Origin of the sequence: Tautonia sociabilis (genome assembly GCF_003977685.1) — a bacterium.
Lineage (GTDB): Bacteria > Planctomycetota > Planctomycetia > Isosphaerales > Isosphaeraceae > Tautonia > Tautonia sociabilis.
On record NZ_RYZH01000024.1, the window covers coordinates 27,083 to 51,527 of the forward strand.

Consider the following 24,445-nt stretch of genomic DNA (forward strand, 5'->3'; position numbering starts at 1 on the left):
TCGGGGCCTGCTCGGGGCCGCCCTCGATCGCTCGAAGGCCCGAGGAGGCGCCGGAGATCGGGCCGGGCCGATCGGCCGACGATGTTCGGGAGGGCACCGCGCCGGGGTCGGGAGGCCGGCCCGGGGAGGGGGCGGAGCCTCTCCTCAGATTTCCATTCGCTCGAAGGCTCGAATGCCAATCCGCATCGGCACGATCGTGGCGATGGCCCCAAAGGCCAGGCTGATGGCCCCGGCGATCAGGAGCCGGGGATAGAGGAACGACTCGGCCTGGCGGCCGAGCATCCAGGCCATGTCGGCGTCCTGGCCGGCGAAGTACAGGTGGCTGAGGATCGCCGGGGGGGCGATCACCAGCGTGATGAATGCCAGGCTCACCAGCAGGTTCAGCGTCCCGCCGAAGCCGGCGGCGATCTTCGACGGGTCCTCCTCCCTCAAGTTCGGGAGCCGGGCCCCCAGGCCGACGCTGATCGCCGAGAGCCCGAAGCACAGCACCGCCACGATCGCCGCGTGCAGGGCGAGCATCGCGCCGCCAATCTTCAGCATCAGGCCGCTGAGCAGGATCAGGACCTCGGTCGCCACCAGCGAGATCCCCGCCGCGAAGGCGAACTTGCCCCAGATGATCGACCGCCGGCGCACCGGGAAGAGCCCCAGCAGCCAGAGGTTCCTCCCCTCCAGCGAGAGCATCGGGAAGATGAACCGGCTGGTGAAGGTCGAGAGGATCAGCGCCGTCACCGCCAGGTTCAGAAAGCTCAGGAGGTTGCGGAAGTACGCGTTCTGGACGTCGTAGCCCAGCCGGCGGATGTTCACGAAGTAGAACGCCAGCAGGCCGAAGAAGATCAGGAACTGGGACCATTGGGTCGGATCCCTCCGGAAGGTGCGGAGGTCTTTGAGGATCATCAGCCGGATGGGCTCGGGGATGAAGGCGAAGGCGCGGTGGAAGGCCAAGTCGGCCCCGTACCAGCCGAAATGGCGACGGGCCGTCCGTCCCCCCAGCACCCGGCTGTAGCCGGGGCGGTACAGGTCGCGCGCCACGACCGCCGCCGCCAGGTAGGCCAGGGCGGCGTGCGAGAGCATCACCCCGAGATAGAAGAGGCTGTCCCCCCACTCCCCCCTCGCCGAGCTGAGCAGGCCGGCGGCGATCCATCGGCTCGGCAGCAGCCGGTTGGTGCTGAATTCCAGCCGGTCCAGCAGGGCGTTCATCCACTCTCCCGAGAGCTTCGATCCCGGCGTGCTCCAGACCTGCACGCCGGTGTGGATCAGCCCCCCGAGCAACAGCACGGAGACGATCCCCAGCACCGTCTTCCGCTGCCGGGGCATCAGGTTCGCCAGCAGGATCGCGCCGATCGCCCCGATGCCGCCGGGGATCGCCACGAAGCCGACATGATAGGCGAACGCCAGCGCGTAGAACGGCCAGGGGGCCAGCGAGGTGATCCCGTAGGCCACCATCATCGGGCTGCCCAGCAGGAGGAAGCCCCAGGAGGAGAAGGCCATCGCCTCGAGGAACTTGTGCGCGAAGATCCGGTCCTCCGGCGCCGGAGAGGCCATCAGGAAGGCCGCCTCCCGGGCTCGGAACAGCGCCGCGTAGAGGATGATGCCGGTCGAGACGAGCAGCATGATCAGCAGCGAGAGGAAGAAGATGCTGAAAAGGTACTCGACGATTTCGTTGGTCACCTGGACGTAGTCGTCGAGGAACCGGAACCCCTCGAAGAAGAGCACGAAGAGGCCGGCCCAGAAGATCGTCGAGCAGATGAGGACCGTCGCCAGCCGCAGTCGAGACTGCGACAGCAAGGCCCGGCGGTGGTTGGCCACCAGCCGGCGCCGGAGGAAGCCGAACGCCCGGGAGATCCGGCCGTCGGGGGCCATCGGAGGCGGGGAGGGGAGGGCGTCGGGGGGAACGGGGAGGCTCGGGGAGTTCACGGCAGGCGGTCCCCCAGCTCGATCGGCTCCGAGGCCCCCGGCGCGTCCTCGGCCGGCTCGGCCGAGACTCTCGGACGGTCGCCGCCGGTCAGCTTCAGGAACAGGTCCTCCAGCGGGCCGTGCATCTGAGCCCGCTGGCGGATCTCCGCCAGCGAGCCGGTCAAGAGCATCCGGCCGTGGTCGATGATGCCGATCGTGTCGGCCAACTCCTCGGCGATCGCCAGCAGGTGCGTCGACATCAGGACCGCCACGCCCGATCGGGCCTGGGCGAGGAACAGATCCTTGACGATCCGGCCGCTCCTGGGGTCCAACCCCACCAGCGGCTCGTCGACGATCAGGGCCCTCGGCTCGTGCACCAGGGCCGAGGCGAAGACCACCCGCTGCTTCATCCCATGCGAGTAGTTCTCGCACAGCTCATCGATGTAGTCCCGCATCTCGAAGACGTCGATCAGCTCCTCGATCTTCGCCGTCGCCCTCCCCCGGTTTAGGCCGTACATCTCGACGACGAAGCGGAGGAACTCCCGCCCGGTGAGCTTCTCGTACAGGTACGGCTGGTCGGGCACGTAGGCGATCAGTTGCCTCGCCTCCCGGCTCGTGGCGGGGAACCCGCCGACGCGGACCTCCCCGGCCGAGGGGGTGAGCAGGCCGCAGATCATCTTGATCGTCGTGGTCTTGCCGGCGCCGTTGGGCCCGAGGAAGGCGAACAGCTCCCCCGACCGCACGATCAGGTCGAGCCCGTCGACGGCCCGCTTGCGGCCGAAGTTCTTGGTGACGCCGATCAGCTCGATCATCGCCGGCTCCCCGATCGCCTCATCGGTTCTCGACCGCCCCGGGGGGCGGCGGCTGGCGCTCCAGCACCAGGGTGACGATCATCAGCGGCACCTCCTGCCGAAGCACCAGGCCGTCGGACTCCCGCGCCCAGGTCCGGGCTCGGACCACCCGCATCGGCAGGGCCATGCGCGTCTCGATCAGGAACGTCGGCACCAGGCCATCCCCCCAAGGGACCATCACGTTGCGGTCGGTCACCTCGACGTGCACCGTCTCCACCCGGCCGGTCAGGGGGCTCACCACCCGACTCTCCCAACGCTGGCCGACGTGCAGGCCGGGAATCCGCTCCAGAGGAGACAGCGAATTCTGCACCATCCCCCGCGCCCGGTACGGGAAGCGGAAGGTGCGCTCGCCGAACACGAGCATCGGCCCCCGGGCCGTGATCGCGATGGCATCGTCCTCCAGGTGCCCTTCGAGGATCAGCAGCTCGCTCGGATCCCCCTCGATCCGGACCGCGGTGCGGAGCATGTTCAGGTTCCCCGCCTGGTCCACGTCCAGCACGCTCTTGACCACCAGGCGCTGGCCGTCGGTCCCCTCCAGCGGCGTCCGCTGGAGCATCGCCCCGGCGTCGAAGACCACCTCGCTGCCCAGGCGGACGTGCCCGTCCGGCATCCGATCGGTTTCGGTCACCGCCAGGCCGACGGCACGAAGATCGTCCGGATCCTCGGCCGAAGGGTCGTCCACCAGGATCGTCCACCGCGTCGGCCCGGCCGAATCGTCGGCCCGGGCCACGTCGCGCAGATCCGGCGGCGGCCCGACCAGCAGGTCCGGCAGCACGTCGCGCACCAGCAGGCTGGAGGCCGAGACGGCCCAGAGCAACAAGATCCCGAGCGAGACCAGGCGAGGGGGCATCGGCGAAGGGCTCCGGGCCGGGGTGGCTCGCCGCCGGACGGGTCGGATCGATGAACTATACGGCCCCCCTCGCCCCCCGAACAAGGGACCTCAGGACCGCCTCCAGCGCCCTCCCGGCGGGCGGAGCAATACATGCATTGTTGCATGGAGAATCTGTCGGATTCACGCGGTTTTTCCTTGTTGCGCGGTTGCAATGAAGCTAGGTTGGTGGTGCTCCGCGACGTTGCACCCGAGCCTGTTCTCGAGGCCACTTCTCCTCATGCGTCCGCTGGTCGCGATCGCCCTGGCGATGCTGGCGTGGACCTCCGCGGGCCCCCTGTCCTGGGCCGGGTCGTGGCCGAGGTATACGGTGACCGACCTGGGGCCGGTCGACCCGGGGGCGGTCAGCTTCGGCCTGGCGATGAGCGACTCGGGCCAGATTGCCGGCGCCGCCTGGTCCGGTTCGGCGATTCAGGCGTTTCTCTCCTCGGGGTCCGGCCCGGTCGAGGGGCTTGGCTCGCTTGCCGGCGCGAGCGGTTCCAGCCGGGGACAGGGTGTCAACTCCGCCGGCGTGGTGGTCGGCACCAGCGACTACCGCTCCGGCACGACCCGAGCCTTCCGGGCCGAGAACGGGGGAATGGTTGACCTAGGGACCCTGCCGGGGGGCTCCTGGAGCGAGGCCGTCGCCATCAACGAGGCCGGCGCGATCGCCGGCACCGGCAATCGCGGCGACGGCCGGACCGTCGCCTTCCGGATCGCTTCCGACGGCACCTTCGAGGATCTCGGCCTGCTCTTCGGGGGCTCCTTCAGCCAGGCGTTTGACATCAACGACCTCGGCCAGGTCGTTGGCCTGGCCCGGGATCGCTGGGGGATCGCCCGCGCCTTCATCGCCGACGATCAGGGGATCCGCTATGCCGGGACCCTTCCCGGCGGCGGTGCCAGCACCGCCACGGCGATCAACAATGACGGCCTGATCACCGGCTTCTCCGTCGATTCCTCCGGCAGCGAGATGGCCTTCGTCGGCCGTCCGGGCCAGCTCGCCGCCCTGGGAGTCCTGCCCGGCGGCCGCTCCAGTTACGGCCTGGACATCAATCAGCTTGGCCAGGTCGTCGGTCAGGTCGCGTTCACCGGGGGCTCTCGGGCCTTTCTCTGGACCGAGGAGGACGGGATGCTCGACCTGAACGGATTGATCGATCCTGGCAGCGGCTGGCGTCTCCAGGTCGCCTCGGCCATCAACGACAGCGGCTTGATCGTCGGCACCGGCACCTACCACGGGACGACCCGAGCCTTCCTGCTTCGCCCCGTTCCTGCGCCCCCCCCTCCCGGCTCGTCGGGAGGCTCCGACCCGACCGGCTCCGATCCGACCGGCTCCGATCCGACCGGCTCCGATCCGACCGGCTCCGATCCGACCGGCTCCACCGCCGTCCCCGAGCCCGGCTCCCTGCTGCTCGCCCTGCTCGGCGGTTCCGGAACGCTTCTCTGGATGGGGGCGAGACGGCTCAACCAGGCCGGCCGGGGGCGCGCCGCGACCGGCTCCGCCAAGGCGTTCTGATCTCCGGGGCCATCAGATCCTGGTGAACATGTTCCCCGGTCCCCTCCGGATCAGCCGCCTCATCTCCAGCACGGCCAGGGTCGCCATCACCTGAGACGGGGCCAGGCCCGTCCTCACGATCAGCTCGTCGACCCCTCTCGGAAGGTCGTCGAGGTGCCCCAGCAGCGATCGCTCGTGGTCTGAGAGCGACAGCTCGGCCGGGTGGCGGATGGTGGGCGCTTCGGGCTCGACCCGGACGGCCCGGGCCAGCGGCCCGAGTTCTTCGAGGATGTCGTCGACCGTCTCGACCAGCCGGGCGCCGTCCCGGATCAAGGCGTGGCAGCCCCGGCTGGCCAGGCTGTCGATCGGCCCGGGGACGGCGAACACCTCTCGGTTCTGCTCCATCGCATGCTGGGCCGTCGAGAGGGAACCGCTCCGGGGAGCCGCCTCGACGACCACCACCCCGAGGCAGAGCCCGGCGATCAGTCGGTTCCGCTGGGGGAAGAGGCCGGCCAGCGGCTTCTGCTCCATCGGATGCTCGCTGAGCACCGCTCCGGAGGAGGCGACCTGAGCCGCCAGCTCGGCATGCTCCGGCGGGTAGATCGAGCACAGGCCGTTGCCCAGCACGGCGATGGTCCGCCCGCCGGCCCGGATCGCGCCGCGGTGGGCCGCCGCGTCGATCCCCCTGGCCAGGCCCGAGACGACCGTCAGGCCGACCCTCGCCAGCGAGCCGGCCAGGCGCTCAGCGATCCGCATCCCATAGGGGGTTGCCTTCCGGGCGCCGACCAGAGCGATCGCCAGCGCGTCTCCGGGCTCCAGCTCCCCTCGGACGTAGAGCACGGCCGGCGGGTCCGGGATCGTCTTCAGCGGCTCCGGGTACGACGGGTCATCGAACCGGACCAGCCGGACCCCGAGCCGCCGGCAGCGCTCCAGTTCGACGTGAGGGTCCAGCTCCCTCCGGGCGACGGCGATCTTCTCCGCCAGCTTCGGCCCGACACCGGGCACCCGCTTCAGGTCCGACACCGAGGCCGAGAGGACCGCCCCCGCGTCGCCGAAGTGGTCCAGCAGCGCCCGGCTGGTGAGCGGCCCGACGCCGGGGATCATGGCCAGGCAGATCAGGTCCAGCAGCGCGGGATCGTCCGCGTCGTCGGGGTCGGGCACGGTCCGCCTCGGGCAGGGCTCGGCCGGTGAGAGCAGGACGGGGCGTCTTTGGCCGATCGCTCGCTCGCTCGCGCGCTCACTCGTCGCCCGGCCCGGGATTGTAGCGTTGCCCCGCCCTCTCGGGCAATCGTCGAGCCGGAGCGAGCGAGCGGGCCGAGCCCCCGGCCGGCCTTGTTCGCCCCGGCACGGATGCCTATAATCCGTTCAGAAGTTTCTGAAACCGCAGCCCCGGCGAGCACGGGGCCGCCACCGGGACCTGTCGTCCATGAGCCAGGCCGAGGCCGGTCGGAGCCCGCTCCGGGTGGGGGCCGTTCGGTATCTGAACGCGAAGCCGCTGTACTTCGGGCTCGAGGCGATCGCGCCGGGGGTCCTCCTGGAGATGGATCTGCCCAGCCGGCTGGCCGACCGGCTCGCCTCGGGGGGGCTGGACGTGGCGCTGATCCCCTCGGTCGAGTACCTGAGGGGCGCTCACCTGGGCTACCGGATCATCCCGGGGTTGGCCATCGCCTCCGCAGGGCCGGTGCGGAGCGTGAAGCTGTACAGCCGGGTGCCGTTCGGTCGCGTTGGTCGGCTGGCGCTGGACGAGGGCTCCCGCACGAGCCAGGCGCTGGCCCTGGTCTGGCTGCTCGAGGCGCACGGGGTGCGTCCCGAGGTGGTCGAGCCGCTGCCGATGGGGGTGCCCGTGCAGGAGAGCACCGCAGATGCCGTGCTGCTGATCGGGGACCGCGCCATGCGCGATCCGGACGAGCCCTTCCACGCCGTCGTCGATCTGGCGGAGGCCTGGCGGGGCTTGACCGGCCTGCCCTTCGTCTTCGCCCTCTGGGTGGCCCGGGCCGGCGTCGAGCTGGGCGACCTGCCGGAGCGGCTCGTCCGGTGCCGGGCCGAGGGCCTGGCCAATGTGGGCGCGATCGCCGAGCGGGACGGCCCCGGGCTGGGGCTCGATCGCGACGACTGCATCGGTTACCTGACCCGCAATATCTCGTATGATCTGGGCGAGGCGGAGGAGCAGGCCCTCCGACTCTTCGCCCGGAAGGCCGCCGCGCTGGGGCTCGCCCCGGAGGATGTGGACCTTGCCTTCGTCAACGCCCAATCCCGACGTCTCCCGGATCTTGCGTCGCGCCGTTGACGGCCAGCGCCTCTGCTTCGACGAAGGCGTCACGCTGCTCCGGGAGGGGGACCTGCTCTCGCTCGGCCGCGCCGCCGACCTCGTCTGCAAGCGGCTCCACCCCGAGCCGTACCGGACGTACAACATCGACCGCAACATCAATTACTCGAACGTCTGTGCGGCGATCTGCCACTTTTGCGCCTTCTACCGCAAGGTGGGGGACAGCGACGCCTACGTTCTCGACCGCGACGTGCTGCTCGAGAAGATCCGGGAGACCGTGGAGCTGGGCGGCGACCAGATCCTGATGCAGGGGGGCCTCCACCCCGAGTTGCCCTTCGACTGGTACATCGACCTGCTGCGCGACATCAAGGCCGCCTATCCCCAGGTCAATATCCACGGCTTCAGCCCGCCGGAGATCCACTTCCTCTCGAAGAAGTTCAAGATGCCGGTCATCGAGGTCCTCCGCCGCTTCAAGGAGGCGGGCCTGGGCAGCCTGCCCGGCGGCGGCGGCGAGATCCTCGTCGACCGGGTCCGCAAGATCCTCACCAAGGGGAAGGTCCTCACCGACGACTGGCTCGAGGTCCACCGCGCCTGGCATGAACTCGGCGGCATCTCCACCGCCACGATGATGTACGGCCATGTCGAGACGCTGGAGGAACGCATCGAGCACATGGAGCGCTGCCGAGCCCTCCAGGACGACACCGGGGGCCTCACCGCGTTCATCTCCTGGACCTTCCAGCCCGATCACACCGAGATGGACCACATTCCCCCCAAGGGGGCCCACGAATACCTCCGAGTCCAGGCGATCTCCCGGCTCTACCTCGACAACATCCCCAACATCCAGTCCTCCTGGGTGACCCAGGGCCCCGCCATCGGCGGGCTGGCCCTGTACTTCGGCGCCAACGACATGGGGAGCCTGATGATCGAGGAGAACGTGGTGTCGAAGGCGGGGACCGTCTTCCACCTGTCGCTCGACGAGATCAGGAGAGCCATCCGGGAGGCCGGCTACGTCCCCCGGCAGCGCAACGTGTTCTACGAGTACATCGACGCCGATCCGCTGGCCGAGCCGGCCGGCGAGCCGGTCCCGGTCTGATCGCCGTCCGGGGCGGGAGGCGCCGGAGGCCGCCCCGAGACGTTGGAGCGGGAGGGGAGGCCGGTCGGCCGGGGCGCCGAGGCCCGTCCCCTCGGGAGGGCCCCGACTCGGACGACCGCCAGGCCGCCCGTCGGGGGGACGGTCGCCGAGGAGCCAGGCGTGCTCGATTGTGTTCCCGATTCGCGTTTCGGGAATAGAATGGCCTAGGGTTCCCCGTCGGGCGGATCGGAGCCGCCCCCCCCTTGCGACTGATCGAGAGAGGTCGGGCGGCCCCGATGATTCAGGTCGAGCACCTCAGCAAGGCGTTCTTCGACTACCGCCGGGGCTGGGTCCCCGCGGTGGACGACGTGAGCTTTGAATGCCGTCCCGGCGAGATCTTTGGCCTGCTCGGCCCCAACGGCGCGGGCAAGACGACGACCCTGCGCATCCTCTCCACCGTGCTGAAGCCCACCGCCGGCCGGGCGATCGTCGCCGGCCACGACGTGGTGCTCGAGCCGGAGGAGGTCCGCGCCCGGATCGGGTTCATGTCGTCGAACACCGGCGTCTATGATCGCATGACCGCCTGGGAGCTTGTCGAGTACTTCGGGCGTCTCTACGGCATCGAGGGGGACGCCCTGAAGGCCCGCATGGAGGAGATCTTCTCCTGGCTCCAGATGAACGAGTTCCGCGATGTGCTCGGCTCCAAGATGTCGACGGGCATGCGCCAGAAGGTTTCCATCGCCCGGACCATCGTCCACGACCCGCCGGTGCTCATCTTCGACGAGCCGACCTCCGGCCTCGACGTGCTCGTGGCCCGAGCCGTGCTGTTGAAGATCGCCGAGCTGCGCGACCGGGGGAAGACGATCATCTTCTCCACCCACTCGATGCAGGAGGTCACCAAGCTTTGTGATCGTGTCGCCATCATCTACAAGGGCCGATTGCAGGCCGAGGGCCGGCCCGGGGAGCTGCTCGAGCGGTTCGACCAGCCCGACCTCGAGGAGCTGTTCTTCCACCTTGTCGAGCGGGCCGACGCCGACGCCGTGGCCTCCGCCTAACCGGCCGGCCCCCCTCGGCGAGACGACGTCCGTCGCGACGAGGCGGGCCGGACCGCATCGGGGACCGGCGGCCCCGGGGATGGCTGAGGGCTGACGAGGGGAGGAGGCCCCCCTCGGGGGGAGCCGCCTTGGCCCTCGCCGTGATGCTCCCGGCCCCGATCGGCCGACGATGGGGTTCTCGCTCCAGTTGTCCGGCGTCGGGAATTGGTCCTGGTCCCCTCGCATGAGTCAGTAGCCCCCGGCCCCGGCCTCTCGCCGCCGGCCGATCCCCGAGACCCCTTCCGAGCGCGTCGAACCATGCGATGGTCCCGCATTCGCCTGATCTTCGGCCGAGAGCTGCGCGACCAGCTCCGAGACCGCCGGACCATCTTCATGATCTTCGTCCTGCCGGTGCTGCTCTACCCGATCCTCGGCTTCACGGTGAAGACGCTGGCCGAGGCGTTCGACAACACGGTTCGCCGCGTGGTTGTTGTCGGCGCCGAGTATCTGCCGGACGAGCCCCCGCTGCTGACCGAGGGGGAGGGGGGCTTCCTCCGATTCGACCCCGGGCTGTTCGACGGCGGCGGCTCCCCTCCCCTGCTCATCGAGCCCGTTCCCCCCGGGGGCCGCTGGGACGATCCTCAGCAGCAGTTGGCCGCCCTCCGGAACGGCGAGGCCGACGTGATCGTCGACATCCCGGCGGAGGTCCGGGGGCAGATCACTCGGCTGGAGCGTCCCACCTTCAAGATCGCCTACCTGCGCTCCGACGAGCAGAGCCTGGCCACGTACCAGGTTGTCGAGGACGTGATCGCCCGCTGGCAGGACGCCATCGTCGCCCGGCGCCTGGCCGCCGACGAGAAGCCCGCCGAGTATGTCGCCCCGGTCGAGGTCGAGGCGGTCGATCTCGCCCGGCAGGTTCTCGGCTCCTCCGCCTCGGGAGTGAGCGTCTGGGCCCGCCTGTTCCCCTTCCTGCTGGTGATGATGGCCCTGACCGGCGCCTTCTATCCGGCGGTCGACCTGTGCGCCGGCGAGAAGGAGCGGGGAACGATGGAGACGCTGCTCATCAGTCCCGCCTTGCGCTCGGAGATCGTCGTCGGCAAGTTCCTCACCGTGATGGCCGCCAGCGCCGGCACGGCGCTGCTGAACCTGGCGAGCATGGGGCTGACCATGGCCGTCCTCGGGCCGCAGCTCGCCGCCGGAGCCGCCGGGCCCGGCTCCCCCATGGACGAGCTGGCCCCCCCCTCGCCGATCGCGCTGGCCTGGATCGTCGTTCTGCTGATCCCGCTTTCGGGGTTCTTCAGCGCCGTCTGCCTGGCCCTCGCCGTGCTCGCCCGGAGCATGAAGGAGGGGCAGTATTACATGACGCCCCTCTACCTGATCTCCCTGCCGCTGATCTTCCTGACGCTCATGCCCGGGGTGGACCTGAACCCGTTCTATAGCCTGGTGCCGATCACGGGCGTCTCGCTGCTGTTGAAGAAGCTGATCCTGGAGCAGTACGTCGAGGCCCGGCCGTATTTCCTGCCGGTGCTGCTGTCGACGATCGTCTACGGGCTGATTGCCCTCCGCTGGGCGGTCGGCCAGTTCCGCACCGAGCAGGTCCTCTTCCGGGAGGCCGAGCGGTTCGACCTCGGCTCCTGGGTTCGCCACCTCGTCCGGGATCGCGGCCCGGTCCCCTCCGGCGGCCAGGCGGTCGCCTGCTTCGCGATCATCCTGGCGCTGTCCTGGTACACGTCGATCCTGCTGACCAGGACTGATCCCCTGGTGGCCCTGGCCCTCGGCCAGCTCGTCTTCATCCTGGTGCCGCCGACGGCGATGGCGCTGGTCCTGACCTCCAGCCCCCGGCGGACCCTCCGCCTGCGATGGCCCGGCTGGGCGCCGATCCTGCTGGCGACCGGCCTGGCGGCGACGCTCAACCCGCTGACGGCGGAGCTTCGGCCCGTCGTCACGGACCTCTTCCCCATCCCTCCCGCCGTCGAACAGGCCCTGGAGGCCCTCCAGGCCGCCATCCCCAACCTGGCGACCGCCGTGCTGCTGATCGCCGTCATCCCGGCCATCTGCGAGGAGGTCGCCTTCCGCGGCTACATCCTCTCCGGTCTGGAGACGGCGCATTCGAGAGGGGTGGCGATCGTCCTCTCGGCCTTCCTGTTCGCCTTCCTGCACGTGCTCATCAGCCTTTTCCAACAATTTTTCAATGCCGCGCTGCTTGGCCTGGTGCTCGGCTGGATGGCCTTGAAGACGCGCAGCCTCTTCCCCAGCATCGCCTTCCACCTGACGAACAACGCCCTTGCCGTGCTCGGCCCGTCGCTCTCGGTCGGGTGGCTGTACCGCGACCAGACCCTGTTCCTCTATCGATGGCCGATCGTCGCCTTCGGCGCGGTGGCTTCGATCGGCCTGCTCGCGGTGCTGGACCGGATCGGGCAGACTAAGGCGGACGATCCCGTCGCCGCCGATCTTCCGGCCGATCAGCTCGCCGGCGCCTCCGCCGCCGGGCCCGAATGACGCTCCCCCGAGCCCGATCCCCAATGCCCACCGCCGCCGACGACCTCACTCTGGCCTGCCGGTTCGCCTTCCCGGTCGAGGGAGATCCGGTTCCCGATGCCCGGGTGACGATCCGGTCGGGCCGCATCCTCGCCGTCGAGCCGGCCGCCCCCGGCACCCGGGCCGCCGACATCGACCTGGGCAACATCGCCATCCTCCCCGGCTTCGTCAACGCCCACACCCACCTGGAGCTCTCCCCCCTCGGCGGCGAGCCCGACCGGGACGATCCCGAATCGTGGCCCGAGGACGAGATCGACTGGCTCCGTCGCGTGATCGCCCACCGTCGCGACCGCGCTGCCGAGGCCCTCCGGTCGGCCGTCGACCGCAACCTCGACGAGGCCATCCGCGCCGGCACCACCTTGCTGGCCGACACCGCCACCGCCGGCCTGAGCTGGCCGGCCGTCTCCGCCGCCCCGCTCCGAGCCGTTGTGTTCGCCGAGTTGATCGGGCTGAGGCGCATGCGGGGGCTGGAAACCAACCGACACGCCTGGGACTGGATCGGCTCGATCGGCCCGGCCGAGCAGGTTGTCGCCAACGCCCGGCCCGGCCTCAGCCCGCACGCCCCCTACAGCACCGCCGGCTGGCTCTACCACCGCTCCGCCTCGAGCGGGATGCCGCTCTCCACCCACCTGGCCGAGCTCCCCGAGGAGCTGGAGCTGCTCCGCTCCCGATCCGGCCGCCTGCGCCGCTTCCTCGAAGACCTCGGCGCCTGGGACGATGAGTGGGAACCGCTCAGTCCCGAGCCGGCCGATTACGTCCGCCAGGGGGCCCTCCGCCAGGCCGACTGGATCATCGCGCACGGCACCTACCTGGAGCCCGACGACTTCTGGCAGCTCCGCCCCGAAGCCGCCCCGGACGGCCACCGGGTCGCGGTTGCCTACTGCCCGCGCACTCACGCCCGGTTCGGCCACCGGCCGCACCCGTTCCGCCAGATGCTCGAGCACGGGGTTGTCGTCTGCCTCGGGACCGACAGCCGGGCCTCGGCCCCCAGCCTTGCCATCCTCGACGAGATCCGCTTCCTCCGCCGCCGCGATCCCTCGCTCAGCGGCCAGCTTCTGCTGACGATGGGGACCCTCTTCGGCGCCTGGGCGCTCCGGGCCGACACCGTCACCGGCAGCCTCAAGCCCGGCAAGTCGGCCGACCTGGCCCTCGTCCCGCTCCCGGACCGAGACGACGCCGATCCCTATTCCCTGCTGCTCGACTCCGACCTGCCGGTCGCCGCCTCCTGCTTCGAGGGCCATTTCCGCCCCAACCCGGACTGGCCCCCGGGCGCGGACCTTCCCTCCTCTCCATTCTGAGAGGCCAAGATTCGCGCCGGGCTTCGACGGGCGGTCGGACGGAGAAGCGATCCGGGGCGGCCCTGACCGCCCGAGCACGGCACGCCATGGTGCCTGGGCGGGGGGGAGCCGGCCCTCACCGCGGTCGGGAACACCCGAGGCCGCCCGGCCTGAGCGATTGGCTCAGCCCTCGGTCGGGGGGGGTGCGGCGGCCTTGGCCTTGTCTTGCCGGATCTTGCGCGGTTTCGGTCGGCTCTTGCCGTAGGAGTGCCGGAACAGCTTGCCGCGCTTGGTCCGCTTATCACCCTTGCCCATCGGCGGGTCGTCCTTCGCTGAGTGGATCGGATGGGGGCGATCCGGCCGCCCGGCTCGGGCACACCCTCCCCCCCGTGGAGACATCGGAAGCTGTCATCTTACCAGCCGGCCGGGGGGGATTCCAGGCCGAGCGGGGGCGGTTTCCCGCCTTCCTGGTTTCCAGGCGACGACGGATCGCCCCGATCGTCCGGGTCGGGCCCAGGGACCGGGCCGGGAGCGAAGGGCCTGGCGTCCTCTTCGGGGAGGCCGAGGTCGGCCCAGGGGGTGCCGTCGACCTCCTGCCGCAGCAGCACGTAGATCCGGGCCGCCGCCGACCAGGCATAGGTGAAGATCCAGGCCGACAGCAGCCCGCCGACGACGGCCGACCAGGGCCCGATCGCCGGAGGCCCGGCCGTCCCCGGCCCGGATCCGAGCCAAAACGCCGGTCCGATGCGGTCCTCCGGCCCTCCGATCGCCAGCGACCAGGCGGTCAGGTGGACCACCAGCCGGGCGAACGCCGAGGCGATCAGGATTCCCGCCGCCCCTCCCGCCCAGGCCGCCAGCACCGCCAGGGCGAAGGAGCCCGGCCGCCAAGCCAGGTAGCCGAAGCTCCGGCCGATCGCCTCGAACGCGTCTTCCCCCTCCACGACGACGGTCAGCACCATCAGCGGCCAGCCGATCACCACTCCGATCAGCAGGATCGCCATCGGAACCGAGAGCACCAGGGGAAGCCCCAGCAGCACCTCCGCCACCGCGTCGGCCTCCGGGGCACCCGGCTGGTCGAGCCGCCCGAGAACCGCTCCCGGGGCCGCCAGCGGTCCCAGCAGCAGCAGCGGGACGACGGGGGCCGCCACCAGCGCCCCCGTTCGACGGAGCACGAACCGAAGCGAGGTCCGCAGCCTGGGCCGCTCGATCGATCCCCCCGCCCGGAGTGCCGCCATCCGGCCGATCGTCCCTCCGGCCACCCCCCAGACGAGCAGCACCCAGAGGGTCGCCAGCGCCGACCGGCAGAACGAGCCGTTCCCCTGGCCGATCGCGAAGACGCCGGCGATCGGCCCGAGGAGCACCCGGATCGGCCGAGCCGCCGCCATCGCTCCCGTGGTCATCGCCCCGACCAGCCCGGGCCCGCCGGCGGCCGAGTCCCAGCCCGGCACTCCTCCCGGGCCGACCGCCTCCCGGAGGGTTTCCCCCGGCTCCCGGCCGAAGGCGACATCCAGCGCCGCCCAGCCCCCTTGCATCAGCAGCAGGCCGAGCCCCGCCAGCACCAGCGCCCGGGCGTCTCCCGACGTGCTCAGGGCGCCCAGGATCCGGGCGTATCTCGGCCAGGCTGCTTCGCGATCCAGTGCCGGGGGGAGCGACGATCGGGCGGGTTCGGCCACGACAAGGCTCCGGGAACAGGCCCCGAGGCGGGCGGCGCGCCGGCCCGACTCAGGGCACCGAGCAGGTGAGGATCATCGCCGCTCCCCCCTCGGGAGAGATCGGGCAGGCCCCGATCGAGGCCGGCAGGAGCAGCGTCTGGCCGAAGCCGACCCGGTAGGATTCGCCCCCCGACCGCACCGTTGCCGCTCCCCCCAGACCGATCAGCGCCGTGAACCGGGCCCCGTCGGGGTCTCCCACCGTCGCCTGGCCGGAGAGCCGGAGCCGGGAGAGCCAGAAATACGGGCAGCGCACCAGGTGTTCGAGCACCCCTCCCTCGACCGGCTCCGGCTGCGTCCGTACCGGGCCGACGGGCCCCTGGGAGAAGTCCGTGACCTCCAACGCCTCGGCGATGTGCAGCGGCCTTGGCTTCCCGTCTGGGCCGACGCGCCCCCAGTCGAAGACCCGGAACGTGGCGTCGGACATCTGCTGGACCTCGGCCAGCATCACCCCCGCGCCGATGGCGTGCACCGTGCCGGCGGGGATGTGGATGCAGTCGCCGGGCTTTGGCTCGAAGGCGTGCAACAGCTCCTCGACCCGGCCGTGTTCCAGCGCCTCGGCGAACCGCGGCCGAGTGACGCCGTCCTTCAGGCCCGCGAAGATCGTGCTGCCCGGCTCGGCGGCGATGACCACCCAGGATTCGTTCTTGCCGTTGTCGTCGGCCAGCCGACGGCCCTGCTCGTCGTCGGGGTGGACCTGGACCGAGAGGACCTGATGGGCGTCGATGAACTTCACCAGCAGGGGGAACTGGGAGCGAGGGGCCGTCGCCGGGCCGAGCAACTCGGCCCCCCGCGAGCGGACCAGCTCGTGCAGCGAGGTCCCGGCCAGCGGCCCGTCGGCGACGAGGCTCTGACCGTGGCGGTGGTCGGCGATCTCCCAGGACTCGGCGTAGTCCGATTCCGGGCCGATCGGCTTGCCCAGCACGCTCCCCAGGCGGCGGCCCCCCCAGATCAGGCGCTTCAGGATCGGCTCGAACCGCAGCGGGCCCAGGGGAGGCGAGGTGGTCATGACTCGTCCCTTCGCGTCGGTCGATCGTCGAGGATGCTCGGCGGCCCCCTCCTCGGGGCGGGGCAGCACGACTTGTACGGGAAAACGCCCCGCGCTGTCCAGCCGGGCGAGCCCGGCCGATCGGGGAGACCGGCCCATCCGTCCCCTCGACCGGGCCGGGGCCCTCGGCGACGCCGCCGATGGCTCGCTCCCGGGTTCGGCCCGGGGAGGCCGGCGTCGGAGCCGGTCGGTTCTCCCGCGGGGGGGCCGGCCTCCCAAGTGCCGGAGGCCGCCGGTGACACCGGAGATCGAGGACCGATCGCCTCGTGATCGGCCGCCGGCCCCGCTCGATCCCCCGGCCCGCCGGTCGTAAGATGGGAGCGTCGTCCGAGTCCCGACGAAGCCGATCCGTCCCCCCCTCGCCCCGAGGTCCGTCCGTGCCCACCGTTCCCGTGCCCTCCCGGGCCGATCGGGAGGCGAGCCCGAGGCCCGCCGACCCCGCCCGCCTCCGGCTGGCCGACGCGGCGATCCTGGTGGCTTTCGCCGCCCTCGCCTTCCTGCTCGGGGTCTTCCCCAACAAGGACGTCGACTTCTGGTGGCACCTGAGGACCGGCGACCTCATCCGGGAGACCGGCGAGATCCCCCGCACCGACCTCTACACCTACACCGTCCCCGATCGCCCCTGGGTCGATTTGCACTGGGGCTTCCAGGTCTTGCTGAGCCTTGGCTTCCAGGCCGGCGGCGGGCTCGACGGCGCCGGCGTCGCCTTCCTGAACGTGGCGAAGTGCGTCGTGACGACGCTCGCCGTCCTGCTGCTCGTCACCTCCCGGCGCCGGGACTGGCCCCTCTGGGCGATGGTCCCCGCCTGGCTGCCCGCCCTGGTCCTGCTCGGCGGCCGCATGTACATCCGGCCCGAGACGATGACGCTGCTCTACATCGCCATCGTCCTCGCGGTCCTGTTCCGGTGGGAACAACGTCCCTGGCTGGGGTTCATCCTGCCCATTACCCAGGCCCTCTGGGTGAACACGCAAGGGCTGTTCGTGTTCGGGCCGATCCTGCTCGGGTTCGCTCTCATCGACGCCGCGCTCCGCCCCGGCGCCTTCGCCAGGGCCCGGCTCGGCTGGTGGCGGATCGCGCTGGCCGTCTCGGTCCTGGTCGGCGGGGCCTGCCTGCTCAACCCGTATGGCCTCCGGGGGGCCGCCTTCCCGCTTACCGACCTGCTCTTCGGCACGCTTCGCGACCCGATCTTCAAGGAGACGATCGCCGAGCTGAGCTCCATCCCCAAGCTCATCGCCGACTCCGCCGGCTATCCTCACTTCATGCTGCTTGTCCACCTGACGGTGGTCACGCTCGGCGGGCTGAGCTTCATCCTGCCGCTGCTCTGGCAGGGGGCCGTCCGCGTCGCCGACCTGAGACGGGGCAAGGCCGAGGCGGTTGCTGCCGATCCCCCGAAGAAAACCCGGGGGAAGAAGGGGAAGGCCGCGGCCGGCTCCGGCTCCCGCAAGGGATCGAAGGCCGATCCTCCCGAGGCAGGGGGATCGCTTCGGCCGTTCCGCCTGCTGTTGTTCCTCGCCTTCACGGCGCTGAGCTGGCAGGCGACTCGGAACAGCCACCAGTTCGCCGCGGTCGTCGGCACCGTGACCGCCTGGAATCTCGGCGAGTGGGCCGCCGCCGTCCGACGCCGTCGGGAGGCGCTCGGCCGGGAGGCCTCCCCTCTGCTCTGGCCCCGGTTGACCGCCCTGGGAGCGACGGTGCTCCTGTTCGCCTTCGTGGCCAGCGGCGGCCTCTACGCCTCGGCCGAGGAGGGGAGGACGATCGGTCTGGGAGAGGAGCCCGCCTGGTTCCCGCACGACGCGGTGCGCTTCGCCGGCTCGGAGGGGCTTCCTCCCCGGTTCCTCGGCTTCCACATCGGCCATGATGCCCTGTTCATCTACCACCACGGACCCGGCAGGAAAGTGTTCGTCGACCCCCGGCTCGAGGTCATGGGGGCCGACCAGTACCGTCTTTATACCGCCCTCAACGAGCAGATCGCCGACGACGCTCCCCGATCGCGCTGGCGGGCGCTCCTGGCGGAGAAGGCGGGCAACCCGGTGATCCTCGCCGACAACGACCTCGCCACCCGGGTCGGGGTCACCCTGCTGCTCGACCCGGCCTGGCGGCTCTGCTGGTTCGACGAGGTTGCCTCGGTCTTCGTCCACGAGTCCGACGCCCGGGAGGCCGGGACGCCGGCCGTCGACTTCCTCGCCCGGCACTTCGGCACCCAGGCCGACCCCTCCCCGCCGGTGCTCCCGGCCGAGTGGCGGGCGGCGACCAAGGGGCTGAGCAAGTTCGTCCTCGTGCTGATGGAGCAGCGCAACCGGCCCGATCAGGCCCAGCGGATGATCCCGCTGGGCCTGGACCGCTCCCGGGAGGCCCGCCGCCTCGACCCCGACGCCGCCGAGCCCTGGGCCTACGCCGCCGCCCTGGAGCTGGGCCGAGCGGTCGTCCCCGGCGTGTCGGCCCCCGACCGCCGCTACCTGAAGCCCTTCGACCCCGTCCGGGATCTCCACGCCGCCCGGGTCGCCGCCTTCGCCCGCCAGGCCCTCCGCCGAGACCCCGACCAGCAGATCGCCCTCTCGGCGCTGCTCGGCCTGGCGATCCAGTCCGGCATGGACGAGGTGGCCGTGCCGCTGCTGGAGCGGGCCGTCGCGCAGCCCCCTCGCTCCCGGACCCAGGCGACCGCCCGGGACGCCTACCGGGACCAGCTCGCCCTGCTCCGGGACCGCCTCGGCCGCGCTCCTCGCGTGGACGTCTCCAACGGCGACCGCATCCGTCGCAGTGTCGCGGCCCTGCTCGAGTCCGGCCGAGTCGAGTCGGCCGCCGCGCTGCTGGAGGAGCAATACCCCCCCGCCGAGCGCGACTGGTCGACCGCCGACCGCATCGCCTCCCTCTGGATGCTCCTCGGCTTCCCCGAGCGCGCCCGGGACTCCTGGCGATCGGTCGGCTCTCCGCCCGACCCCGCCCTCCGCCAGGCCCGGATCGCCGCCACCTACTACGCCGAGGACGCCCTCGACGCCGCCCGAGACGCCTACCGGCTTGCCCTCGACGGGGATGCCGACGGCTTCGAGGCGCACTACGGCCTCGCCCTGCTCGAGCATGACGCCGGCCGGGCCCCGGCCGCGCTTGCCGCCGCCCGGCTCGCGGCCGCCTCCGCGCCGGACGCCCCCTCCCGATCCGCCGCCGAGGCCCTGGCCCGACGGGTCGAGCCGTATGCCGCCGTCTCCTCTCGGCCCGACAGCTCGGGAGCCGAGTCGGGACGGCCGGCGCCCCCGTCGGGATGACGGTCGGGTCGGCCGACCCAGTCCGCCGGGAAGGCGTCGCGATCCCTTGGTGGAGGTTCCCCCGCCCTCGCCCCCGCCCTCACCGATTGGGGTCGAGCACGCCGGCCGGGCCGATGGGCCCGGCCGGCGGCCCGATCGGTCATCGGCTGAAGAAGGTCAGCAGCGTGTCCTGGATGAGCACGAAGGCCATCAGGGCCAGCAGGAAGAACAGGCCGAGGTAGGTGGGCAGCGCCTGCCACGATTCGGGCAGGGGACGGCCCCGGGCGGCCTCTCCGATGAGGAAGACCATCCTCCCGCCGTCGAGCGGGGGGATGGGTAGGAAGTTGACGACGGCCAGGTTGATGCTGATGAACCCGATGAAGTAGAGGAACTCGACGAAGTTCACCCCGGCGAAGTCGTACATCGCCTTGGCGATCCGGATGGGCCCGGAGAGCCCCCGGGTGCCGACCTGCCCCTCGAAGAGGCGCTGGAGCAGGGTGTAGAACGAGGTGATCACCTGCAACGTCTCGGTGCCCGCCCGGCGGAGGGAGTCGGCCAGGGGCATGGGCGGGATCGGGACGGCGTCGACCTGAAGGTTCAGGCCGCGGGAGGGGTAGTACCAGCCGTCGACCGGCTCGGGAAGGATCGGCACGGGTTCATCCCGGCCGTCGATGGTCATGGCGATCGCCTGGGCCTGGAATCTCTGGGAGAAGTCGAAGGCGTAGACCCAGGAGTAGCGTTCGCCGAAGGACAGCTCCTCCACCCTGGGCTCCTCCTCTCCCTCCTCCAGCGGCCAGGTGAAGCGGAGCCCGGTGATCGCGTCTCCCGGCTTCAGGCCGGCCCGATCGGCCGGGGATCCTGGAATGACGCCGGCCACCTTCGGCTCGACGGCCATCGCCATGCCGATCGTGTCCACGGCCAGCGGAGCGTCGGGAGAGATGGCCGTGGACCACGACTCCCCCTCGACCGGCTCGACCACCAGGTCCTGCTCCTGGCCGTCGCGCAGGACGGTCAGCGTGATCGAGGCGCCCACGCGATCGGCGGCCAGCGAGGGGAGCCGGATCGGGTCGTAGTCGACGTCTCCGTCGACGGCGACGATCACGTCCCCCTCCTCCAGTCCGGCCCGATCGGCCGGAGAATCGTTCCGCAGCGCGACGACGCGCCCGGGGGAGAGCCGCAGGCCGAAGTCGACGAAGCGATTGGGCGGGAGTGTCACCGAGCGGTTTCCCGCGTTCGGATCGCCGTCGTTGTCGGTTCGGGAGGAGCCGTTGGGATCCGAGGGGGCCGTCCGGAAGGTCAGCGGCACGGCTCGGTAGCGGTCGAGCAGGAGGTCGAGCTGGTAGGGGGTCTTCAGCTCGATCGGGTCGCCGTCCGGCGGCTCGACGGCGACGAGTCGGGCGCCGGGCTCGAACTGGCCCTCGGGCTCGCCGTCCAGGCCGGGAGGAGCGAGGAAGGGCTCGAACTCGGAGAGTCGCAGCGACCGAGGCAGGGCGACCCGGATCGTGGGCATGTGCTCCAGCGGATCGCGCTCAGGCCGCACCGGGACGTCGAACGTCTGGCCGTCCCGGTTCACGGTGAAGGAGAGCACCTGACCCGGGCCGCTGTGGACGACGATGCGCTTCAATTCCTCAAAGGTGATGTTCCGCTGGCCGTCGATGGCCTCGATGACGTCCCCGGTTCGCAACCCGGCGCGGTAGGCCGGGCCGCCAGCGCCGACGCCGCCGACGATCGCCGGGGCCTCCAGGCGGCCTCCCACGGTGTAGACCACGGTGAAGCAGATCACCCCGAGGATCACGTTCATGACCACGCCGGCCGAGATGATCGCCATCCGAGCCCAGACCGACTTGTTGAAGAACGCTCCCGGGTGGTTGGCGAGCGACGGCTCCCGGTCGGCCCGGGGCGGCCCCTCGGCGTCGGTCGCGCCGGGGGAGCCGGGGGCGGGCTCGGTCTGCCCCTCGTCCTCGCCCAGCATATGCACATAGCCGCCCAGCGGGACGGCGCCGAGGACGTAGTCGGTTTCCTTGTAGCGGAAGAGGCGGACGAGCCGGGGAGGGAAGCCGATCGAGAAGGTCTTGACGTAGACCCCGTTCCACTTGGCCAGCAGGAAGTGGCCCAGCTCGTGCCAGAAAATCACGAACGAGATGCCCAGGACCGCCTTGATGATGGTCCAGATGGTGATCAGGGTGCCCAACGCGCGACCTCCTGCCGGGCCCTTCGGTCGACCGCGTCGAGCGTCGCCAGCGAGGGCCTCGGATCGAACTCGTGGTGGTCCAGCGCCGCCCGGCAGGCGCGGGGGATATCGAGGAAGGCGATCTGGCCGTCGAGGAACCGCTGCACCGCCGCCTCGTTGGCCGCGTTCAGCGCCGCGCCGGCGGTACCGCCCCGCCTCATGACCTCGAAGCCGAGGTCGAGGCAGGGGAACGTCTCGCGGTCGGGGGGGTGAAAGTGCAGGGCGAGCGACCGGGTCAGGTCGAACCGGGGGCTTGGGCAGTCGAGCCGATCCGGGTAGGTCAGGGCGTACTGGATGGGCAGCCTCATGTCCGGCGGCGAGAGCTGCGCGACGACGCTGCCGTCGACGAACTCGACCATCGAATGCACGATGCTCTCGGGATGGACGACCACCTCGATCTGCTCCGGCCTCAGGTCGAACAGCCAGCGGGCCTCGATCACCTCCAGCGCCTTGTTCATCAGGGTCGCCGAGTCGATCGTGATCTTCGGCCCCATCCGCCAGGTCGGGTGCCGGAGGGCCTGCTCGGGGGTCACCCCCTCCAGCTCCCGCCGCGACTTGCCCCGGAACGGGCCGCCGGAGGAGGTGAGGATGACCCGCCGGACCTCCCGGGGCTGACCCGATTGAAGGCACTGGAAGATCGCTGAGTGTTCGCTGTCGACCGGCAGCAGGGGGGCGTTCCGCTCCCGGGCCAGCTCGGTGATCAACGGGCCGCCGACCACCAGGGTTTCCTTGTTCGCCAGGGCGACCGCCTTGCCCGCCTCCAGCGCCGCCCAGGTGCTCTCCAGGCCGGCGGCGCCGACGATGGCGGAGACGACCTTGTCGACCGCTGGCTCCTGGACCATCCGCACCAGGCCGTCCCGGCCGGCGAGGAGCTCAACCGAGGTTCCCCGGAGCTGGCCGTCGACCCGGGCCGCGGCCTCCGGGTCGGTCAGGGCGACCCATCGCGGTTGGTGGCGCCGGGCCTGCTCGATCAGTTCCTCCCAGCTCGACCGGGCGGCCAGACCGAGGGCGCGGAGCCGACGGCGGTTGTCGTGCTCCAGCACACTGAGCGCGCTGCGGCCGATCGAGCCGGTCGAGCCGAGGATGACGACGTTCTGCGGATCGGCCATCGACGCCGCCCTGATTCCCCGATCGATCGGCCGGCGACCGGGGCGGCCGGCCTCCCGTCGCGTCGATCCCCAACGCCTTGCCGCGACGCGATCAACGCCTCGGCTCCGTCCCGAGGGATTGTAGGGGATCCGCCCCCGGGCCGACAAGCCGGGCTCCTCGGCCGGGCTCCGCTCACGATCCCCCGGCGGCCAGGGCCGGTTCGACCTCGGCCATCGGGGCCGTCGAGCCGGCCAGGGCGACGATCTCCCGGTGCGAGAGCGGCCGGATCCCCAGCCCGAACTGGACGAAGGCCGACCGGACGAACCGCTGGGCGATCAGGCCCTGGCCGACGGTGCCCACGTGCCGGCCGTCGGCCAGGAACAGGTGGCCGGGCCCGTTGCCGGGCTCCTGGCGGTCGATCCAACGGCCCCCGACCCGCACGAAGCGGGGAAGCACCGCCTCCGCCACTCGGGCCTCCAACTCCAGGTCGGCCAGGCCCACACGGGCCGACCGTCGGACCAGCCCCCGAAGGCCGGCGTTGAACCGGCGGAGGGCCTGGCTCGCGGCGTCCAGCCGCCCCCGGTCGATCAGCCCCAGCGCCAGCCGATCCCGGATCTCCGGCAGCCCGCGCAGGCCCGGCACGGTGGCCACGATCACCCGAGCCGAGGGGGAGGCGTCAAGCAGCGTCCCCACGATCCGCTCGAGGTTCTCCCCCGCCCGGGAGGCGATCCCGGCCATCGTCGCTGGCGACCACGACCGATCCGGGTCCAGCGCCTCGATGAAGTCGTTGCCGCCGAGAAAGACGTAGGCCAGGTCGACCTCTCCCGAGGCGATCTGGGAGGCGAGCCCGGTGTGCTGCCCCTCGGCGATGCCGTCGTCGCTGGTCGCCCCGCTGCGGGCCCAGTTGAAGGCGAACCCCCGATGCCGGGGGGGGCCGAGGTCTTCCATCGAGAACGGACCGAAGTTCAGCCCCCGGGCCAGGGAGAGCAGCTCGACCCAGCTCAGGGCCGTCGCGCGGTCGGGCTCGTAGAAGCGGTACTCATCAGTGTAGCTGTCTCCGATCGCCCCCACCCCCCTCGGCACCGGCAAGCCGGGCCGGACCAGGGCCGGGACGGCCGAAGCGGCGATGCTGAGCGACAGTGAGCGGACCACAGCCCACATGGGGAGAAACTCCGGAGGTGCGATCGCAATGCGCGTCGTTCCGGCCCTCCGTGTGCCATCGTCGTCCTGCTCCGTCCGGGGAACTCGGGGCAGGGGGCGTTGCACCCCTCGTGCCGGCCGATCACGATTCGACTCGATCCACCTCGCCCTCGGGCGGGGGCATCGGGGTCGGTCCACCAAGTCTATCATAAGCCGCGTTCGCCCGAGGGGAGGGCCGATCCTCCGTCGGGCGTCCTCCCGGCCGATCCTCCCCCGGCTCGGCCCTTGAGGCCGGCCGCCCCCCGGTATCCAAGGGGGCCGGCTCGGCCCCCCGTCGGAGCGGCGTCGCCCCCCGGGACGGCCCGGCCGCACCTCGATTTCGAGGGAGGTCCGCGGGACCAGGACACGCGATCGAGGCCTGGCCTTCCTCCTGTCCTGCGCCCTCCTCGCCCCGGGCTCGCTCCGGGCCGACGACGCTCCCCACCTCGCCTGACCAGGCGAACGTGCCCAAGGGCTCTGGTGCTCCCAGCAGCAGTAGGCCGTCAACGGGGAGGACCAGCCCGACCCGACCCATTCAGCCCGCTTCGGGGTCATGCGTGAGGAGCGGCTCGACCCGATCGGCGTTGAGCTGATCCTGACCTCCCCGGCGGAGCCCTCGGGGCCTTAGCGCAGCCCGACCGATTCCTTCCTCGACCGCCT

The 24,445-nt window shown here is 71.3% G+C and carries 17 protein-coding genes; 7 read left to right on the top strand and 10 right to left on the bottom strand.

Features of this window, described 5'->3' with window-relative positions; genetic code table 11:
* Positions 1 to 144: 144 nt before the first annotated feature.
* The 3 genes from TsocGM_RS13330 to TsocGM_RS13340 are packed head-to-tail and all read right to left on the bottom strand — an operon-like array spanning position 145 to position 3,594.
* Positions 145 to 1,914: a putative ABC transporter permease subunit gene (locus TsocGM_RS13330; protein ID WP_233578841.1), complete on the bottom strand. Its 1,770-nt coding sequence runs from the start codon at positions 1,912 to 1,914 to the stop codon at positions 145 to 147.
* Entirely contained in the window at positions 1,911 to 2,705 is a 795-nt protein-coding gene (locus tag TsocGM_RS13335; protein WP_126725910.1) for an ABC transporter ATP-binding protein, read from the bottom strand. Before TsocGM_RS13335 ends, TsocGM_RS13330 begins: the two co-directional genes overlap by 4 nt.
* A gap of 19 nt (positions 2,706 to 2,724) precedes the next feature.
* Positions 2,725 to 3,594 (bottom strand): hypothetical protein, encoded by an 870-nt coding sequence (locus TsocGM_RS13340; protein ID WP_126725911.1) that lies wholly within the window; start codon positions 3,592 to 3,594, stop codon positions 2,725 to 2,727.
* A 259-nt stretch (positions 3,595 to 3,853) separates the two neighbouring features.
* Between TsocGM_RS13340 and TsocGM_RS13345 the strand changes: the two genes are divergently transcribed.
* On the top strand, positions 3,854 to 5,125 hold the full coding sequence (locus TsocGM_RS13345) for a hypothetical protein (RefSeq protein ID WP_126725913.1): 1,272 nt from the start codon (positions 3,854 to 3,856) through the stop codon (positions 5,123 to 5,125).
* 12 nt (positions 5,126 to 5,137) lie between these two features.
* Here TsocGM_RS13345 and dprA read toward each other — a convergent pair whose 3' ends face one another.
* The gene (gene dprA / locus TsocGM_RS13350; protein ID WP_233578848.1) at positions 5,138 to 6,265 is read right to left on the bottom strand and encodes a DNA-processing protein DprA; all 1,128 of its coding nucleotides are present in this window, start codon (positions 6,263 to 6,265) and stop codon (positions 5,138 to 5,140) included.
* 265 nt (positions 6,266 to 6,530) lie between these two features.
* Between dprA and TsocGM_RS13355 the strand changes: the two genes are divergently transcribed.
* From TsocGM_RS13355 to TsocGM_RS13375, 5 genes are all read left to right on the top strand, one after another.
* Positions 6,531 to 7,391, top strand: a complete 861-nt coding sequence (locus TsocGM_RS13355) for a menaquinone biosynthetic enzyme MqnA/MqnD family protein (protein WP_126725915.1) — start codon at positions 6,531 to 6,533, stop codon at positions 7,389 to 7,391.
* The gene (mqnC, locus tag TsocGM_RS13360) at positions 7,336 to 8,463 is read left to right on the top strand and encodes a cyclic dehypoxanthinyl futalosine synthase (protein ID WP_233578851.1); all 1,128 of its coding nucleotides are present in this window, start codon (positions 7,336 to 7,338) and stop codon (positions 8,461 to 8,463) included. The genes TsocGM_RS13355 and mqnC overlap by 56 nt, the downstream gene beginning before the upstream one ends.
* 275 nt (positions 8,464 to 8,738) lie before the next feature.
* Positions 8,739 to 9,497: an ATP-binding cassette domain-containing protein gene (locus TsocGM_RS13365; RefSeq protein ID WP_126725919.1), complete on the top strand. Its 759-nt coding sequence runs from the start codon at positions 8,739 to 8,741 to the stop codon at positions 9,495 to 9,497.
* A 297-nt stretch (positions 9,498 to 9,794) separates the two neighbouring features.
* Positions 9,795 to 11,975 carry an ABC transporter permease subunit/CPBP intramembrane protease gene (locus TsocGM_RS13370; RefSeq protein ID WP_126725921.1) on the top strand — a complete coding sequence of 727 codons (2,181 nt, stop codon included), beginning with the start codon at positions 9,795 to 9,797 and terminating at the stop codon, positions 11,973 to 11,975.
* A gap of 23 nt (positions 11,976 to 11,998) precedes the next feature.
* Positions 11,999 to 13,312: an amidohydrolase family protein gene (locus tag TsocGM_RS13375; RefSeq protein WP_126725923.1), complete on the top strand. Its 1,314-nt coding sequence runs from the start codon at positions 11,999 to 12,001 to the stop codon at positions 13,310 to 13,312.
* A 162-nt stretch (positions 13,313 to 13,474) separates the two neighbouring features.
* Here the strand turns inward: TsocGM_RS13375 and TsocGM_RS13380 are convergent, their stop codons facing one another.
* The 3 genes from TsocGM_RS13380 to TsocGM_RS13390 all read right to left on the bottom strand — a co-directional run bounded on the left by TsocGM_RS13380 (position 13,475) and on the right by TsocGM_RS13390 (position 16,009).
* Positions 13,475 to 13,606 (bottom strand): 30S ribosomal protein THX, encoded by a 132-nt coding sequence (locus tag TsocGM_RS13380; RefSeq protein WP_126725925.1) that lies wholly within the window; start codon positions 13,604 to 13,606, stop codon positions 13,475 to 13,477.
* A 98-nt stretch (positions 13,607 to 13,704) separates the two neighbouring features.
* Positions 13,705 to 14,964: a hypothetical protein gene (locus tag TsocGM_RS13385; protein ID WP_126725927.1), complete on the bottom strand. Its 1,260-nt coding sequence runs from the start codon at positions 14,962 to 14,964 to the stop codon at positions 13,705 to 13,707.
* Between the two features lie 49 nt (positions 14,965 to 15,013).
* Positions 15,014 to 16,009 carry a type I phosphomannose isomerase catalytic subunit gene (locus tag TsocGM_RS13390; RefSeq protein WP_126725929.1) on the bottom strand — a complete coding sequence of 332 codons (996 nt, stop codon included), beginning with the start codon at positions 16,007 to 16,009 and terminating at the stop codon, positions 15,014 to 15,016.
* A gap of 416 nt (positions 16,010 to 16,425) precedes the next feature.
* Here TsocGM_RS13390 and TsocGM_RS13395 point away from each other — a divergent pair, with 416 nt between their 5' ends.
* Positions 16,426 to 19,308, top strand: a complete 2,883-nt coding sequence (locus TsocGM_RS13395; protein WP_126725931.1) for a hypothetical protein — start codon at positions 16,426 to 16,428, stop codon at positions 19,306 to 19,308.
* A gap of 139 nt (positions 19,309 to 19,447) precedes the next feature.
* Here TsocGM_RS13395 and TsocGM_RS13400 read toward each other — a convergent pair whose 3' ends face one another.
* The 3 genes from TsocGM_RS13400 to TsocGM_RS13410 form a co-directional block, all read right to left on the bottom strand.
* Positions 19,448 to 21,478 carry a site-2 protease family protein gene (locus TsocGM_RS13400; RefSeq protein ID WP_126725932.1) on the bottom strand — a complete coding sequence of 677 codons (2,031 nt, stop codon included), beginning with the start codon at positions 21,476 to 21,478 and terminating at the stop codon, positions 19,448 to 19,450.
* Positions 21,466 to 22,626: a 1-deoxy-D-xylulose-5-phosphate reductoisomerase gene (locus tag TsocGM_RS13405; RefSeq protein ID WP_126725934.1), complete on the bottom strand. Its 1,161-nt coding sequence runs from the start codon at positions 22,624 to 22,626 to the stop codon at positions 21,466 to 21,468. Before TsocGM_RS13405 ends, TsocGM_RS13400 begins: the two co-directional genes overlap by 13 nt.
* Positions 22,627 to 22,798: 172 nt before the next feature.
* Positions 22,799 to 23,767, bottom strand: a complete 969-nt coding sequence (locus TsocGM_RS13410) for an SGNH/GDSL hydrolase family protein (RefSeq protein ID WP_158633539.1) — start codon at positions 23,765 to 23,767, stop codon at positions 22,799 to 22,801.
* Positions 23,768 to 24,445 lie beyond the last annotated feature (678 nt).

What these genes read in the sequence shown, in the direction of transcription:
- TsocGM_RS13335 (WP_126725910.1), bottom strand. Translation starts at nt 2,705, where the DNA reads ATGATCGAGCTGATCGGCGTCACCAAGAACTTCGGCCGCAAGCGGGCC.
- TsocGM_RS13340 (WP_126725911.1), bottom strand. Translation starts at nt 3,594, where the DNA reads ATGCCCCCTCGCCTGGTCTCGCTCGGGATCTTGTTGCTCTGGGCCGTC.
- TsocGM_RS13345 (WP_126725913.1), top strand. Translation starts at nt 3,854, where the DNA reads ATGCGTCCGCTGGTCGCGATCGCCCTGGCGATGCTGGCGTGGACCTCC.
- TsocGM_RS13355 (WP_126725915.1), top strand. Translation starts at nt 6,531, where the DNA reads ATGAGCCAGGCCGAGGCCGGTCGGAGCCCGCTCCGGGTGGGGGCCGTT.
- TsocGM_RS13365 (WP_126725919.1), top strand. Translation starts at nt 8,739, where the DNA reads ATGATTCAGGTCGAGCACCTCAGCAAGGCGTTCTTCGACTACCGCCGG.
- TsocGM_RS13370 (WP_126725921.1), top strand. Translation starts at nt 9,795, where the DNA reads ATGCGATGGTCCCGCATTCGCCTGATCTTCGGCCGAGAGCTGCGCGAC.
- TsocGM_RS13375 (WP_126725923.1), top strand. Translation starts at nt 11,999, where the DNA reads ATGCCCACCGCCGCCGACGACCTCACTCTGGCCTGCCGGTTCGCCTTC.
- TsocGM_RS13380 (WP_126725925.1), bottom strand. Translation starts at nt 13,606, where the DNA reads ATGGGCAAGGGTGATAAGCGGACCAAGCGCGGCAAGCTGTTCCGGCAC.
- TsocGM_RS13390 (WP_126725929.1), bottom strand. Translation starts at nt 16,009, where the DNA reads ATGACCACCTCGCCTCCCCTGGGCCCGCTGCGGTTCGAGCCGATCCTG.
- TsocGM_RS13405 (WP_126725934.1), bottom strand. Translation starts at nt 22,626, where the DNA reads ATGGCCGATCCGCAGAACGTCGTCATCCTCGGCTCGACCGGCTCGATC.
- TsocGM_RS13410 (WP_158633539.1), bottom strand. Translation starts at nt 23,767, where the DNA reads ATGTGGGCTGTGGTCCGCTCACTGTCGCTCAGCATCGCCGCTTCGGCC.